11 protein-coding genes are annotated in these 14,865 nt (G+C 57.1%); 9 read left to right on the top strand and 2 right to left on the bottom strand.

The features are described 5' to 3' along the window. The first annotated feature begins 166 nt into the window (after positions 1 to 166). Both ACFSE1_RS08465 and ACFSE1_RS08460 read left to right on the top strand, forming a co-directional pair. Entirely contained in the window at positions 167 to 4,858 is a 4,692-nt protein-coding gene (locus tag ACFSE1_RS08465) for a beta strand repeat-containing protein (RefSeq protein WP_377399242.1), read from the top strand. A 15-nt stretch (positions 4,859 to 4,873) separates the two neighbouring features. Beyond that, on the top strand, positions 4,874 to 6,616 hold the full coding sequence (locus tag ACFSE1_RS08460; protein ID WP_377399239.1) for a ShlB/FhaC/HecB family hemolysin secretion/activation protein: 1,743 nt from the start codon (positions 4,874 to 4,876) through the stop codon (positions 6,614 to 6,616). 5 nt (positions 6,617 to 6,621) lie between these two features. Here ACFSE1_RS08460 and ACFSE1_RS08455 read toward each other — a convergent pair whose 3' ends face one another. Continuing rightward, the gene (locus ACFSE1_RS08455; RefSeq protein WP_377399236.1) at positions 6,622 to 7,467 is read right to left on the bottom strand and encodes a hypothetical protein; all 846 of its coding nucleotides are present in this window, start codon (positions 7,465 to 7,467) and stop codon (positions 6,622 to 6,624) included. A gap of 255 nt (positions 7,468 to 7,722) precedes the next feature. On the opposite strand from ACFSE1_RS08455, the gene ACFSE1_RS08450 reads away from it, so the two are divergent. Continuing rightward, positions 7,723 to 8,772: an NAD(P)-dependent alcohol dehydrogenase gene (locus tag ACFSE1_RS08450; protein ID WP_377399233.1), complete on the top strand. Its 1,050-nt coding sequence runs from the start codon at positions 7,723 to 7,725 to the stop codon at positions 8,770 to 8,772. A 159-nt stretch (positions 8,773 to 8,931) separates the two neighbouring features. On the opposite strand, the gene pcaQ is transcribed toward ACFSE1_RS08450, so the two are convergent. Beyond that, complete coding sequence (gene pcaQ, locus ACFSE1_RS08445; protein ID WP_377399230.1) at positions 8,932 to 9,855, bottom strand: pca operon transcription factor PcaQ; 924 nt, start codon at positions 9,853 to 9,855, stop codon at positions 8,932 to 8,934. 91 nt (positions 9,856 to 9,946) lie between these two features. On the opposite strand from pcaQ, the gene pcaD reads away from it, so the two are divergent. From pcaD to ACFSE1_RS08415, 6 genes are all read left to right on the top strand, one after another. Then, positions 9,947 to 10,753, top strand: a complete 807-nt coding sequence (gene pcaD, locus ACFSE1_RS08440) for a 3-oxoadipate enol-lactonase (protein ID WP_377399227.1) — start codon at positions 9,947 to 9,949, stop codon at positions 10,751 to 10,753. Further along, complete coding sequence (pcaC, locus tag ACFSE1_RS08435; RefSeq protein WP_377399224.1) at positions 10,746 to 11,165, top strand: 4-carboxymuconolactone decarboxylase; 420 nt, start codon at positions 10,746 to 10,748, stop codon at positions 11,163 to 11,165. Before pcaD ends, pcaC begins: the two co-directional genes overlap by 8 nt. Continuing rightward, positions 11,162 to 11,902 carry a protocatechuate 3,4-dioxygenase subunit beta gene (gene pcaH / locus ACFSE1_RS08430; protein WP_377399221.1) on the top strand — a complete coding sequence of 247 codons (741 nt, stop codon included), beginning with the start codon at positions 11,162 to 11,164 and terminating at the stop codon, positions 11,900 to 11,902. The genes pcaC and pcaH overlap by 4 nt, the downstream gene beginning before the upstream one ends. A 2-nt stretch (positions 11,903 to 11,904) precedes the next feature. Next, positions 11,905 to 12,522: a protocatechuate 3,4-dioxygenase subunit alpha gene (pcaG, locus tag ACFSE1_RS08425; protein ID WP_377399218.1), complete on the top strand. Its 618-nt coding sequence runs from the start codon at positions 11,905 to 11,907 to the stop codon at positions 12,520 to 12,522. Between the two features lie 6 nt (positions 12,523 to 12,528). Continuing rightward, positions 12,529 to 13,590 (top strand): 3-carboxy-cis,cis-muconate cycloisomerase, encoded by a 1,062-nt coding sequence (locus tag ACFSE1_RS08420; RefSeq protein WP_377399215.1) that lies wholly within the window; start codon positions 12,529 to 12,531, stop codon positions 13,588 to 13,590. A 185-nt stretch (positions 13,591 to 13,775) separates the two neighbouring features. Continuing rightward, complete coding sequence (locus tag ACFSE1_RS08415) at positions 13,776 to 14,858, top strand: GH25 family lysozyme (RefSeq protein WP_377399211.1); 1,083 nt, start codon at positions 13,776 to 13,778, stop codon at positions 14,856 to 14,858. Positions 14,859 to 14,865: the final 7 nt, after the last annotated feature.

The raw sequence follows: 14,865 nt of genomic DNA, 5'->3' as shown, positions 1-14,865 counted from the left end.
ACGTATTATATATGGAGCTATTTGTACGATGAGTTGCCGTAGGTCAAGCGCCTCATCGTAAGATTTACCAGAGCTCGTTCTTCGGGAGGCTGGGCCACGCCCGGCAAGAGCGCGGTAGCGCGCTTTGCCTCCGGGCCAGAAATAGCAACCGGAGAGAGCATTTCAGATGCTTCCGTGGAACCGGCAATGCTCCGGCGCTCCAACGGCCTGTCGCCGGAAAATCACCCCTTTAGACGATAGATGCAATTTTTGCGCTTTACTTGGCGAAGCCTCCGAGACACCACTTTTCCGCCACAAACGGGCTTGGCATGTTCGCGTCTGCGGGCGCAATGGGGATCAGGGGAGCAAGAAAATGGGCCGGGGTAGACGTGGGCTACACGCACAGCTGACATCAACAACTGCGTTGATTCTGCTTTCGACGATTGTAACGCACCCGACACATGCCAATGATCTGCCGTCAGGGGCTAGCGTTGCGGCGGGACAGGTCTCGATCGGCTCAACCGGAAGCGCGATGACCGTTCACCAGGGCTCTGAAAATGCAATCGTCAACTGGAACAGCTTTTCAATCGGTAGGGACAGCAGCGTCGAATTTGTCCAGCCTAGCGGCTCTTCTGCCATTCTCAACCGTGTCACTGGCACCACCGGCTCGAGCATTTCAGGTTCGCTGAAAGCCAATGGCCAAGTCTACCTGATCAATCCGAACGGAATTGCCATCACGCCCAGCGGCACGGTTTCTGTTGGAGGTGGCTTCGTCGCCTCCACCCTCGATATGACGGATGAAGACTTTCTCGCCGGCAAACCGCGTTTCTCAGGCAATGGCGCTTCAAAGGCGGTTACAAACGCCGGAACGGTCCGCATTGGCCGCGGCGGCTACGCTGCCCTGATTGGTGGCACTGTCAGCAATGACGGCCTGATCGAAGTTGAGACCGGCAAGATCGGCCTCGGCTCTGGCGAACAGGCTACACTCGATCTTTCCGGCGATGGTTTTCTGCAGGTGGCGGTTCCGACAGGAAAAAGCGGCGACGAACCGCTGATCCAGAACCGTGGCAAGATTTCCGCATCAGGAGGCCAGGTTGTCATATCAGCGGCAACGGCCCAGAATGCGGCACGTCATGCCATCAATCTGTCGGGATCGGTCGAAGCAAACTCCATGAGCGGGAGCCGCGGCAAGATTGTCATCGGCGGAGGCGGTGGTGGAGCGGTCACCATTTCCGGCAAGGTCAAGGCGACGACAAAACAAGGCAAGGGCGGCAACGTCACCGTAACCGGCAAAACCATCAGCTTGGACAAGGCCACCATTGACGCATCGGGGTCAACCGGAGGCGGCACCATCCTGATTGGCGGGGCGCGTCAGGGCAGCGGCACCGTCCAGACTGCAGCCACAACCATGGTGGATGCCGACACCACAATCAAGGCCGATGCCACTACAGACGGCCGCGGTGGCGATATCGTCATCTGGTCGGACCTGTTGACCGGCTTCAGTGGGGCAATCAGCGCCAAAGGTGCTGGCAGCGGCGCAGGCGGAGAGGTTGAGGTTTCGGGCAAGGCAAAGCTTGCCTATCAGGGTAGCGTCGATCTGACTGCCTCCAGCGGACAGTTCGGTAATCTGTTGCTCGATCCCTACAATATCACCATTGCCAACGCGATAGCGCACAACTCTTCCGGTCTGTCTGCGACCGGCAATGACAGCATCATCAGCACCGATACGCTGGTCAATGCGCTTCGCACAGCCAATGTCATGATCACCACCGGCAGCGCGGGCTCCGCCGGAAGCCAGGATGGTGATATCACTGTTGCCGATCCACTCTCCTGGACATCCAGCACCAACCTGATGCTGTCGGCCTACAGAAACATTGCCATCAACGCCAATGTGACGGGAGGCAACCAGTCATCCCTCACTTTGCGTGCAGACAATAGCGGTCAGGGGGTTGGGACGGTATCTTTCGCAAACGGAGTAAAGGTCTCGACTCCAGGCGGGATGAGTATCTTCTATAATCCGACGGGCAAGGATTCTTCGACCGTCAACGGCACGAGCTACACCAACCCCACGGACTACGCGCTCTTTGCCGCCGACAGAACGACCATAAACCCTTACATGCTGGTGAATACGGTCTTCGATCTGCAAAACATGCAGAACAATCTTAATGGCACCTATGCTCTTGGGCGAGACATCGACGCAAGCTCTACGGCCCAGTGGAACGGCGGCGATGGTTTCAAACCAATCGGCGCCAACTCGAATGGATTTCAGGGACAATTGAATGGCCTGGGATTCCGCATTGACGGGCTGACCGTCGATACGGCCAGCTACAACGGCATAGCGGGAGGGTTGTTCAATTCGCTGGGCGAAAATTCCATTGTCACCGATCTCGGCATCACAAATGCTTCCATCAAAGCGAGCAGTAGTGCAGGCATCCTTGCCGCAATTGCCCTAGGAGACATTTCTCGCGTCTATACATCCGGCAGTGTTTCTGGCCATTTTTCTTCGGTGGGAGGACTAATCGGATACTATCTCGGCGATGGGGCGAGCAGTTCTATCACGCAGTCCTATTCAACCGCGAATGTCTTCGGATTTAGCGGCGCAGCAGCTGGCGGCTTGGTCGGTGAACTTGAAGGTGTTGTTAGTTATAGTTACGCAACCGGCGCAACATCCGGCAATTCAGCCGGAGGGCTTGTCGGTAGTTTCCATTTCGGAAACATCAGTAACTCCTTTGCCGCAGGCAGCGTAAACGGAGCAGTCACCGGCGGCCTCGTATCCCATCAGGGGCTGGGGTTCACCTTCAACTCCTATTGGGATCGACAGACCACCGGTCAGACAACCAGTGCCGGATCAACCTCCGGCGGGGTGAATACCGATGAGTTTCGAAGCCGGTTTCTGCTGAATGGAGGTGCTTGGGGACTATCCAACAGCAATCCCTATCCCATGCTGCTGGGCGTTGCGGGTGTCGTCGGCGTATCGCAGCATGGCACCTATGGCGATACTCCGACCACCGTCTATCAGACAGGCGGCCGTGGAGACTATCGAATATCAGGTCAGGGCGGATTGACGAATACAACATCTGCCGGAAGCTATAACCAGATCGGCATTGGCGGCATAAGCGGCACGACAGCTCACGGTGCATCGCTGCAACTTGTCGATCTGGGGGGATTTATCGCGCAGAGGAATCTCCGCATCTCGGCTGACAACATGGCCCGGGTCTATGGGGACACAAATCCTTCCCTCACCTATGGAGTCGATGGCCTCGTCAACGGGGACACGATTTCGGGATCTCTCGCGACAACAGCAAACACTGCGTCCGGTGTGGGGACCTATGACATTACGAAGGGAACACTGACCCTTGCCAATAGCAGCAATTATTGGATGTCCTTCAGACCTGGACAACTCACCGTTACGCCTCGCCCGATCAGTGTAACTGTCGATAACATCACCAGAACCTACGGAGACGCCAATCCAAGGCTGACCTACTCGGCCAACGGTTTGGTGAACGGGGATACCATCACGGGTTCATTGGCAACGGCGGCAACGATCACCTCAGGCGTCGGCACCTACGATATTGCTCAGGGGTCGCTGAGCGCCACCAATAGCAGCAATTATGCGCTTTCATTCGCAGGCGGGCAGTTGACGATTACACCACGCCAGTTGATCGTGGCGGCGAATAACCTGTCGCGCATCTATGGGAACGCCAATCCCCTTCTTGGCTATACGGCCTCCGGGCTTGTTCATGGCGACCAACTTATCGGTGGCCTTGCCACTGCGGCCACACCGGCGTCCGGCATCGGCAGCTATGCCATCCATCAGGGAACGCTCAGCGCCTCTCAGAACTACCGGCTCAGCTTCACGGCCGGAGCACTGAACATCACGCCCCGGCAGCTCAACGTGAACGCAGATGCAATTTCCCGATACTACGGCGACAGCAATCCCGCGCTGACCTATCGGACCGAGGGTCTCGTCAATGGCGATAGCCTGACCGGCAGCCTTGCAACCGGTGCCACCGCAACATCGAACGCTGGTGCCTACACGATCGGACAAGGTACACTGGCCGCATCGCCTAATTATCAATTAAGCTATCGAAACGCGCAGTTGTCTGTTCTACGTCGTCCGCTGACGATCACGGCAAACAATTTGACCCGGATCTACGGCGAAGCCAATCCCGACTTGACCTATACGATTGGAGGAATGGGGCTTGCCAATGGGGACAGGCTGAGCGGAACCCCTTCCGTTACCGCCAACGCCAGGTCTTCAGTTGGTAATTATTCAATCGGGCTCAGCGGCTTCTCTCTGTCGCCGAACTACGCAGTGACGCTGGTAAATGGTCAGCTTCGCATTCTACCGAGGGCCCTATCGCTGCGGGCGAATGATGCAAGCCGCACAGTAGGATCAAACAATCCTGCTTTCTCCTACCAGATCCTGTCCGGCGATCTCATCAATGGCGACCGACTTTCAGGCAGCCTGCTATCGCCAGCCAATGCAAACTCGGCAGCAGGTATCTATCCCATCAATCAGGGCAGCCTGCAGGTTTCCGCAAATTATAGCCTGACCGTCACGCCTGGTAACCTTGCTGTCGTTGGAACGCCGCCTGCCAAGCCAGCACCGCAGCCTTCGACGCAGGAACCAAACGTGAGCTCGATTGTGGAAAGCTTCATCAAGAACCAGCAGGACACGATCTCACTGCAGGTGCCCGGGGAGGTTGACCCGACGCAGGATCCCTTTGGCACAGGCAAGAATCAGCCCGGCAACCAGAACAGCACGACCAGCAACCAAGGTAATTCGAGCAATAGCCAAGGTGGCCGGCCAGCAACGCCACCTTCCAACCCATCCCAGTCAACTCTGGAGCAAGAGCTCTCCAATGCCGGGTTCTGAAGATAAAGATTGAGCATGTTGATGATTTTGCGACACCGCCTTTTCCTGCCGCTCCTCTCTACGCTCGTTTGCATCAGTGCGCCGGGCGAGAGGGCTCATGCTCAAACGGCAAGCCAGATCACGCCACCCACATTCGCGCCTGAGCAGAACGCTCCGAGCCGGGGAAGGGTTCAGCTACCTGAAACACAAGGTCTGAATGCTCCCGAGGGTGCGGAGAAGCTTTTCGTCAAGCCTTCGGGCGTGGATATCAATGGCGCATTTGCCGAAATGGAAGAGGTCAATGCCGCGATAGAAAAACGCCTGGGAACCGGAGAAATCTCGGGCGCTGAGATTTTCGCTGCCGCACGAGACCTGGAAGTCGCCTACGCCAAGGCGGGTTACATTCTCGCACGTGTCAGCGTACCGCCTCAGACAATCACGGACGGGACACGCATCACATTTATCGTAACCGATGGCTATATTGAGGAGATCGATGCGTCTGCATTCGACGCCCCGGTCCAGGGTTATGTGAGAAAGCTCTTGGATCCGCTGGTGGGTCAGCGGCGTCTGAAAAGACAGGAAATCGAACGTCGCCTCCTGCTGGCTGGCGACCTGCCCGGCCTGGCGCTTCGTTCAACCTTGCGTGCCGGCAATGCACCCGGCTCAGCGACCCTGGTTCTGAATGGACGGTTCGATAGCGTCACAGCCACTGTTTCGGTCGATAACAGCGTCTCGAAAGAGCTGGGCGGCGCGATGACAGCCGCAGGCCTTCAACTCAACAATGTGATTGGGCTCGGAGAGCAATTCTATGCCCGCGTCGCAGGTTATCCAAACGGGGGAGACAATGGCTTTTTGTCCGGAGACCCTCGGAATAGACAGCTTGCTGGCGGTGTCATCATTCCGCTTCACATCGAAGGTCTATCGCTGAACCTGGAAGGCACAGACGCGCGCACCCTGCCGGAATCCGATCTCGGCTTTGGCATGTCCGATCATTTCCAACGTTTTTCGGCCCGGTTGAACTACGACTGGTGGCGCAGCAGAGACCTTGATCTTTCGACCAACCTGGCTTTCGATGCGACGAGAGAACGACAGACCATCCTTCTTCCAGACAACAAGCTCCCCTTCACCGAAGACAGGCTGCGTGTCCTTCGCCTGACCCAGTCGCTTCTTTGGCAAAACGCGAGCGGCGGGTCATGGAATGCCAGCCTGACCGGCTCTTTCGGCCTTGACGCATTGGGAGCGCGCACGGGGACAGACACGCTTCCCTTATCCCGTGACGGGGCAGACCCGGATTTTCAGAAACTGGACCTTAACTGGCGTTATGGACAGGCATTTCCCAGTGGCTGGCAGGTTACGCTGAAGGGACGAGCACAGACATCCTTCGGGCAAGCCCTTGTCGCATCTGAGCAAATTTCACTTGGCGGCTTCGAGGGGCTTTCATCCTATGCCTCCGGCAGGCTCGATGGCGATTCTGGTGCTCTTCTGCGTGCAGAAGTGCATCGTCCAATGGTTACGACGCTGCCCATTGCCGGCGAGACAAGGAACCTGATCATTGCGCCTTATGTTTTTGCCGCAGGCGGTGTGGTGAAGTTGGAGGAAGCGACAGCGCTGGAATCACGCGTCACACGCGCCGCAAGCTACGGCTTGGGCCTGCAAACGGCGCTCTCCCAGACCGGTTCGGCCAGCGCAGTCACGCTTTCGCTGGAATATGCCCGTGGCAGCGATAGCGACAATACGCGCAACAATCGTTTCAATCTCAAGCTTTACGCCAGCTTCTGAAGCGCTCAAGCGGAGAGGCTCGACGTGACCGACGAACGCTCAACGGCGATGTCTGCAGCATCCTTCAACCATGACCAGAACATAAGATGCCACTCCCTCACCTCCTCCAGAAGGTGAGGCGTCAGACAGATTTCGCCAGAGCGTTTGTTCAACTTCAGATAACCCGCAGTCTCTGCCGCATTGACGATGTTGCGAACATGCGATTGCGAAATGCCGATCTGCGAAGCGATCCTGGAGACTTCAAGTGGGAACCAAGGTTCGGCATTTCCGGTTTGCTCACATTCGTAATGCGCCTTCAGCAGCATAAGGCAAACCCGATCACCGCAATCAAACCGGTCGAACATGGCCCAGGCATGTCTCTGTTCAAGCGATGCACGCGTCCGATAGAGCACATTGCGCGTCGCCGCAATGTAATGCGTTGCAAAATAAGGGTCGGCGTCCAGGCGCCCGGCAAGGTCCGGCACGGGAAATTCTATTCCTGCCATCGCACCGCATTTAACGTGCTGCATCAGCCAGGATTTCAATCCGCCAATAAGCATGGCGCTGGGTACCAGCGTCCTTACTCTCTGATCGTTCGGATGTTCACCATTCCTGATGAAGCCAGTGCATTTCAACAATCCGATGAAGGCAGACAAGGTTCTCGACTGCTCGAATTCGCTCTTTAGGGCGGCTAAGGTCGCCGCAGGTCCAAGGTTCAATTCAGCCTCGCAATGCATGATGACGACAAGACCCGCCGCATGGGATTGCATTGCCCTGCCAAACACTTTGTTAATCATCACCTGACCGATATGCATCGGCAGAATGGCATTGGCGCAGGCGAGCATGGCTGTTCGAAATTGATCTTCATCCATTGGAATAACCGTCTATGGTGGAGGCTGTCGGCCAGACAGTAATTCACAATCGTCAAGATTTTTACCAGCATCACCGGCCACCGGAGCGCCCTACATCGACAAGACGCTACAAAGACGACCACACCACTTCGGAGAATTGTGCAAGAAATCCGGCTGATCAAACAAACCATTCTGCGACCATGCGCGTTATCTACATTGGCTACCCGAAAAACAGGGTGGTTCTGTTTCTTCAACCCAATCTCAAAAGGTTCAAACATGGCTATTGCACGAGGCTATGCGGCGACGGACGCGTCCAAGCCGCTTGAATTTTTCACCTTCGAGCGCCGTGAGCCGCGCGAGGACGATGTTGTCATCGACATCAAATACTCCGGCATCTGCCATTCGGATATCCATCAGGCCCGCAATGAATGGGGAAACTCCCGTTTCCCGATGGTACCGGGGCATGAGATAGCAGGCATCGTAACGGCCGTTGGCCCAAAGGTCACAAAGTTCAAGGTTGGTGACCATGTCGGCGTTGGTTGCTTTGTCGATTCCTGCGTTCATTGCCAGACGCGCGATGTCGATAACGAGCAGTATATGCCGGGTCTCGTTCAGACCTACAATGATGTGGAAGCAGACGGTACGACCCCGACTTATGGCGGTTACTCAGACCATATCGTTGTCAAGGAAGGTTATGTGCTCTCCATCCCGGACAACCTGCCGCTCGACAAGGCTGCCCCTCTTCTTTGCGCAGGCATCACCCTCTATTCCCCTCTGAGCCATTGGAAGGCCGGCCCCGGCAAAAAGGTCGCCATTCTCGGTATGGGTGGCCTTGGTCATATGGGCGTGCAGATCGGTGCCGCCATGGGCGCGGATGTTACCGTTCTCAGCCAAACGCTCTCCAAGAAGGATGACGGCCTCAAATTCGGTGCGAAGGAATATTACGCGACGTCGGACGCCGAAACCTTCACCAAGCTGGCAGGCACGTTCGATCTCATTATCTGCACGGTCAGCGCCGGTATCGACTGGAATGCCTACCTGAACCTGCTGAAAGTCGACGGCACCATGGTGCTTGTTGGTGCACCGGAACATCCGGTGCCAGTGCATGCCTTCTCTCTTATTCCGGGGCGCCGCAGCATTGCCGGTTCCATGATCGGCTCGATCAAGGAAACCCAGGAAATGCTGGACTTCTGCGGCAAGCACAATATCACGGCAGAGATAGAGGTCATCGATATCAAGGATGTAAACGAAGCCTATGAACGCGTCATCAAGAGTGATGTGCGCTATCGCTTCGTAATCGACATGGCGACACTGCCGAAGGCCTGATGTGAGGATGGAACATTGCCTGTTAATGCCTCTGGCCACCAGTGGCCTCTCCTGAAGGGCGTTGATCTCGGTAATAACTGTTGGCGGCGGGTCCGCTCGTCGCCAACACCTGACCATCCGCAACCGCGTGTCATCCGGATGGCCTCACCATGCTGAGCCTCAAGGGGGACCGTTGATTTCCTTCGCCGCCATCCGCACAGCCTGCATGAGGATGGACATGGGTAGCGACGGAACGGCATCGGCCCGCAGCGTCAAGCCAACCGGCCCCTTCGTCTCACTTGTATCGATCGGCAGTGCCGCGAAGACGCTATCCGCAATATCGCCCGCCACCACCCCGCTTGAGATGATCCAGACTGCGTCGCTGGATCGCACGAAGGCGCGGCCGAAGGAGTCCGAGACGGTTTCCAGCTGCATGGGCAAAGGGCCAACCCCGTTGGCAATGAGGAAGCGCTCGACAAAGGGACGGATGATCGACCCGCGGGTCGGCATCAGCACCGGATAGTTCTCCAGCCCGTCAAACACGGGGCCGCTGGACAGAAGCGGGTGTCCAGCGCGCGTGACGAAGAGAACCTGTTCAGAATAGAGATGCTCGAAGGAGAAGCCGGTCATCTGCTCCGGTGCAGCCAGTCTGCCAACGACAAGATCGAGTTCACCCACGCGCAGCTGTTCGAGCAGGACCGCGTTTTCACCCGTGACAATTTTGATGCGACTGCGCGTTTCCTCGTTGAGAAACAGCGACATGGCACGCGGCATAATGCGCGTGGAGACGGTGGGAAGTGCTCCGATACGCACCGGCGGCACATTGTCGAGGTGATCGTGCGCGACGGAATCGATCCCTTGGCGCAAGGCCGTCAGGGAAGCGGTGGCATGCCGCAGGAACACCTCTCCTGGCTTCGATATGCGGATGCCCCTCCCATCCCGCTCAAACAGAACGACGCCAAGTGCCTCCTCAAGTTCGCGAATTGTCTTGGTAACGGCGGGCTGGCTGACGTTCAGATGATCCGCCGCCTTCACGACGCTTCCCTGCCGCGCAACCTCCACAAAGGTTTGCAGATGGCGATATTTTACCCTCGATCCGATCAAGCCATAACCTCCCAGTTAAGCGATGAGCCAATAAAACTCATTTTACCTAACCTTTTTGGAAGTGCCATAAAACATTATGGAGGATCAAGGCATGCAGTTCGTTCGTATCGGCGATACAGTGATCAGTCATCGCGTCCATGGCCTGGACTCGAAGAAGCCCGCGATCCTGTTCATCAATTCGCTCGGCACCGACCTTCGCATCTGGGACAAGGTGGTGGCGGATCTGTCCTCCGATTTCACGCTTATCCTGTTCGACAAGCGCGGGCACGGCCTGAGCGATCTGGGCCAGCCACCCTATCGCATTGAAGATTTTGCAGATGACGCCATCGGACTTCTCGAACATTACGGAATTTCGCAGGTCGTGCTGTGCGGCCTCTCCATTGGGGGCCTGATTTCCCTCAGCATTTTCGACAAGCGGCCTGATCTTGTGCGCGGCATCTTCTTTGCGGATACGGCTCACAAGATCGGCACTCCAGACTTCTGGGAAACCCGGATCCGCGCCGTGCTGGACAATGGCATTGGCTCCATTCTGGACCCCATCATGTCCCGGTGGTTCACGGCTCCCTACAGACGCCCGGAGAATGCCGATTATCGCGGCTATTGCACGATGCTGGAAAGGCAAAGCGCCGAAGGCTATGCCGGCACCTGCGCTGCTATTCGAGATGCCGATTTCACCGAGACAGCACGGCGGATCAATGTTGCGACCCTGTGCGTCGTTGGCGAAGAGGACGGCTCGACGCCGCCGGAGCTTGTGCGCTCCCTCGCAAACCTCATACGGGGTTCGCAATTCGAGATCATACCGGGCGCGGCGCACCTGCCTTGTATCGAGGCTCCTTCGGTTTTCCTGCGGCTGCTGCGCCGTTTCCTGTCCACCCTTCCAGGAGTGTTGAATGGTTGACCAAACCCTGAAGTCCGACCGTTATCGTCAGGGCATGACCACCCGCAGGCAGGTGCTTGGCGATGCGCATGTCAATCGCGCAATGCAGAATGAGACGCCCTTTGACAGTGCTTTTCAGGAGATGATTACCGAAGGCGCCTGGGGAACCGTGTGGTCTCGCCCTCATTTTTCCAAGCGTGAAAGGTCTATCGTGACCATCGCGCTTCTTGCCGCCCTCGGACAGGACGAGGAAGTGGCGATGCATATTCGTGCCACGGCGAATACAGGAGCGACACAAGAAGACATTTGTGAAGCTCTTCTTCACGTTGCGATCTATGCTGGCGTTCCGGCAGCAAACCACGCCTTCAAGATCGCGAAATCCGTTTACGCCGAACTGGGGGCATCGAAAGGTGCCGAGGAGATCACGACATGAAAAACTCTCTGCCCGAGACAGGTCCTTTCTTTGCCCGGGACCGCAGCATCCATCCGCCCGCCTTTACGCCGACCTATAAGACATCGGTGCTGCGTTCGCCCCAGCGCGCGCTGATTTCACTGGAAGGCACGAAAAGCGAAATCACCGGACCGGTCTTCGGTCACAACATGATCAACGAGTTCGATAACGATTTGATCGTGAACTATGCGCAACCTGGTGAAATGGCCATTGGCCAGCGCATTCTGGTGCATGGCCGCATTCTGGACGAGCGCGGTGTCGGCGTGGCCGGAGCCCTGGTGGAATTCTGGCAGGCCAATGCAGGCGGAAGATACCGCCACAAGAAGGAAACCTATCTAGCGCCGCTCGATCCGAACTTCGGTGGTTTCGGTCGCTGTATCACGGATGAAAATGGCTATTACTGGTTCCGCACCATCAAGCCTGGCCCCTATCCGTGGCCAAACGGGGTCAATGACTGGCGTCCCGCGCATATCCATTTCTCCGTTTTCGGACATGGTTTTGCACAACGACTGATCACCCAGATGTATTTCGAGGGCGATCCGCTGATCTGGATCTGCCCGATCGTCAAGACGATCCCCGACGACGAAGCAATCAAGCGCCTGATTGCGCCGCTCGACATGAACAACACCATTCCCATGGATATGAGGGCCTACAAGTTCGATATCGTGCTGCGCGGGCGTCGCTCGACCTTCTTTGAAAACCGGAAGGAAGGGAACTGATCATGGTACAGGCTCTGAACTATCTGAAAGAATCCCCGTCGCAGACCGCTGGACCCTATGTCCATATCGGCTGTACGCCGAATTTCACGGGCATTCACGGTGTTTATGAGACCGATCTGGGCGCTGGCCCCTTGGTCAATGAGAAGACGAAAGGCGAACGCATCACAATTCGCGGTCGCGTGATCGACGGTTCAGGAACGCCGCTAAAGGATGCGCTGGTTGAAATCTGGCAGGCGGATGCAGACGGACTTTACAACAGCCCCAGCGAGACGCGGGGAACCGCCGATCCCAATTTCCTTGGTTGGGGGCGATGCCCTGCCGATATGACAAGCGGCGAATTTCGTTTTGAAACCATCAAGCCAGGTCGCGTGCCGTTTCGCGATGGCAGGTTGATGGCACCGCATGTCACTCTGTGGATCGTTGCGCGTGGCATCAACATCGGCCTGCACACCCGCATGTACTTCTCGGATGAAGAACAGGCGAATGCTGAAGATCCCGTTCTGGCGCGGATAGAACACCGCGTTCGCGTGCCGACCTTGATCGGCCAGCGCGAAGGCGACACAGTGACTTTCGACATTCACCTGCAGGGTGAGAACGAAACCGTTTTCTTCGACATCTGAGACGATATGAGCATTTCCGCCTTCACACATCCCTTTCTATCCGGCCTTTTGGGAGATGCGGAGACAGCCCAGCATCTTGGTGTGGAGGCGGACATTGCTGCCATGCTGCGCTTCGAGGCGGCACTGGTGATGGCGGAAATGAAAGCCGGCCTTGTCCCGGAAGAAATTGCGCGGAAGATCGCAGCGATCAGTCTGTCGTTCGAGCCTCCCATGCAGGCGCTCCGGGAGGGCGTGGCGAAAGACGGTATCGTTGTCGCGACACTGGTCAAACAACTCAAAGCCGCAGTTGGCGGTGAGGCTGCGCCATTTGTGCATATGGGTGCAACCAGCCAGGATGTGATCGACACGAGCCTGATGCTCCGTCTGCGCTCGATCCTGCCAATCTTCCGATCTCGCTTGACCACAATCATCAGCCAACTGGATGATCTCGACGCTCGCTTTGGCGAGCGCCCACTCATGGGATTTACCCGCATGCAGGCGGCGATCCCGATCAAGGTCCAAAACCGAATTGCCGCCTGGCAAACACCCCTCAAGCACAGTGTCCGTCGCCTGACGCCGCTGGAGAGCGAACTGCCGCTTCAGTTCGGCGGCGCTGCGGGAAATCTGGATCAACTGGGAGACAAGGCAGCAGAGGTTCGCCGGTGTCTCGCGCAAGAGCTTGGTCTTGGGGATGAGCCACAATGGCATAGCCAGCGTGATTTGATTGCCGAGATTGCCAATCTTCTATCTGTCATCACCGGCAGTCTCGGCAAGATCGGCCAGGATTGCGCCCTCATGGCGCAAATGGGCAAGGACATCGCCATGGCTGGCGGCGGTGGTTCCTCGGCCATGGCACACAAGCAGAATCCGGTTGCTGCCGAAGCGCTGGTTGCGCTGGCGCGCTTCAACGCCGTGCAAATCTCTGGCATTCATCAATCACTGGTGCATGAACAGGAGAGATCCGGCGCGGCCTGGACACTGGAATGGTTGCTGTTGCCGAACATGCTGATGGCATGTGGTGCCTCCCTTCTTCTGGCGCAAAAACTCTTGGGGCAGATCACGTCGCTGGGAAGCGATAAGCCTGACTGATCAAATAGAAGTTATCACATCCTGCAGGTTTCAGGCGTGTGGCCCGCTCTCAGGTAGCCCTGGTGCATGGGCGGTAAAGTTTGCATTTAGATTTTGCTGGTAATGCTCTGTTAGCCATTCCCCGTCGGTTAAGGCTTCCTGTGATGCATTTGTCACAGAGGCCGTGCGTACAGAGTGTTGAGTTCATGCGTTCAAAGGTTCTGCCTGCCATCCTTCTCGGTTGTGTGTTCATAACCGGCTGCCGTTCCAGCGGAACCGAAGAGGTGCTGACGCTGGCTCCGTCGCAGGAGACGACGAGCGCTGTGTCGAGCATTACGCCACCGGCGGCTGTGGGACAGCCTCTGCCAGCCCATCGGGTCCCCAATGAGCAGGTCGCCCATGCGCAACCCGCTAACGAACTCCCGCCAAATTCGACACAGTCTCCCGCTCCCCATGAACTGGCCTGGGCCGGAAACGTGCCGCACCCCCAAGCGCTGCAGGCTCAGCCGCTGCAGGTTGGAATGCCGCTTCCATCCGCACGCCCCGTGGCCATGATGATGCCGCAGGAGCCGACGCTCTCACCGTCTGTGAAGCGTTCGCGCATCTACAATCAGCGCTTCAGGGATGCCAAGCCGATCAATTTCGGAAAGGTTACACCGCGACATCACCCCGTACATGGTGTTGATGTCTCTCGCTGGCAGGGCAATATCGATTGGGCGACGCTGCGCACGCAGGGTGCCAACTTCGCCTTCATCAAGGCCACGGACGGCGGAGATCATCTCGACCCGATGTTCCGCACCAATTGGCGCGGCGCGAAAGAAGCGGGGATCAAGCGCGGAGCCTATCATTTCTTCTATTGGTGCCGCACGGCTGGCGAGCAGGCCGAATGGTTCATCCGCAACGTTCCGAAGGACCCGGATGCACTTCCGCCCGTGATTGACGTGGAATACAATCATCTTTCCGATTGCAAGCGGCGTCTCTCCGCCGAGAAGATCCGCGAAAAAATGCAGGTCTTCATGGATATGCTCGAGCGGCACTACGGCAAGCGCCCGATCATCTACACGGCACCGGACTTTTATGCGGACAATCTGCGCGGCGCCTTTCCGAACCACCCATTCTGGCTGCGTGCAGTCGCCCAGCACCCTTCGCAGGTTTATCCAGGCCGCCGCTGGCTCTTCTGGCAGTATTCCGGTTCCGGTCTATCCCAAGGCGTCAACGGCAAGATTGACCTGAACGTTTTCTACGGCAGCGAGGCCGATTGGCATCGCTGGTCGTCCGGACGCGGCTGATTGAGGG

Origin of the sequence: Affinirhizobium helianthi (assembly GCF_042680945.1) — a bacterium.
Classification (GTDB): domain Bacteria; phylum Pseudomonadota; class Alphaproteobacteria; order Rhizobiales; family Rhizobiaceae; genus Neorhizobium; species Neorhizobium helianthi.
The sequence above is the reverse complement of the archived record's forward strand: the minus strand, read 5'-3'. Positions and strand labels throughout refer to the sequence as shown.

Bases quoted from the DNA above. Each gene is read 5' to 3' on its own strand.
- ACFSE1_RS08450 (WP_377399233.1), top strand. From the start codon at position 7,723: ATGGCTATTGCACGAGGCTATGCGGCGACGGACGCGTCCAAGCCGCTT.
- pcaH (WP_377399221.1), top strand. From the start codon at position 11,162: ATGAAAAACTCTCTGCCCGAGACAGGTCCTTTCTTTGCCCGGGACCGC.
- ACFSE1_RS08420 (WP_377399215.1), top strand. From the start codon at position 12,529: ATGAGCATTTCCGCCTTCACACATCCCTTTCTATCCGGCCTTTTGGGA.
- pcaD (WP_377399227.1), top strand. From the start codon at position 9,947: ATGCAGTTCGTTCGTATCGGCGATACAGTGATCAGTCATCGCGTCCAT.
- pcaG (WP_377399218.1), top strand. From the start codon at position 11,905: ATGGTACAGGCTCTGAACTATCTGAAAGAATCCCCGTCGCAGACCGCT.
- pcaC (WP_377399224.1), top strand. From the start codon at position 10,746: ATGGTTGACCAAACCCTGAAGTCCGACCGTTATCGTCAGGGCATGACC.
- ACFSE1_RS08455 (WP_377399236.1), bottom strand. From the start codon at position 7,467: ATGGATGAAGATCAATTTCGAACAGCCATGCTCGCCTGCGCCAATGCC.
- ACFSE1_RS08460 (WP_377399239.1), top strand. From the start codon at position 4,874: ATGTTGATGATTTTGCGACACCGCCTTTTCCTGCCGCTCCTCTCTACG.
- ACFSE1_RS08415 (WP_377399211.1), top strand. From the start codon at position 13,776: ATGCGTTCAAAGGTTCTGCCTGCCATCCTTCTCGGTTGTGTGTTCATA.
- ACFSE1_RS08465 (WP_377399242.1), top strand. From the start codon at position 167: ATGCTTCCGTGGAACCGGCAATGCTCCGGCGCTCCAACGGCCTGTCGC.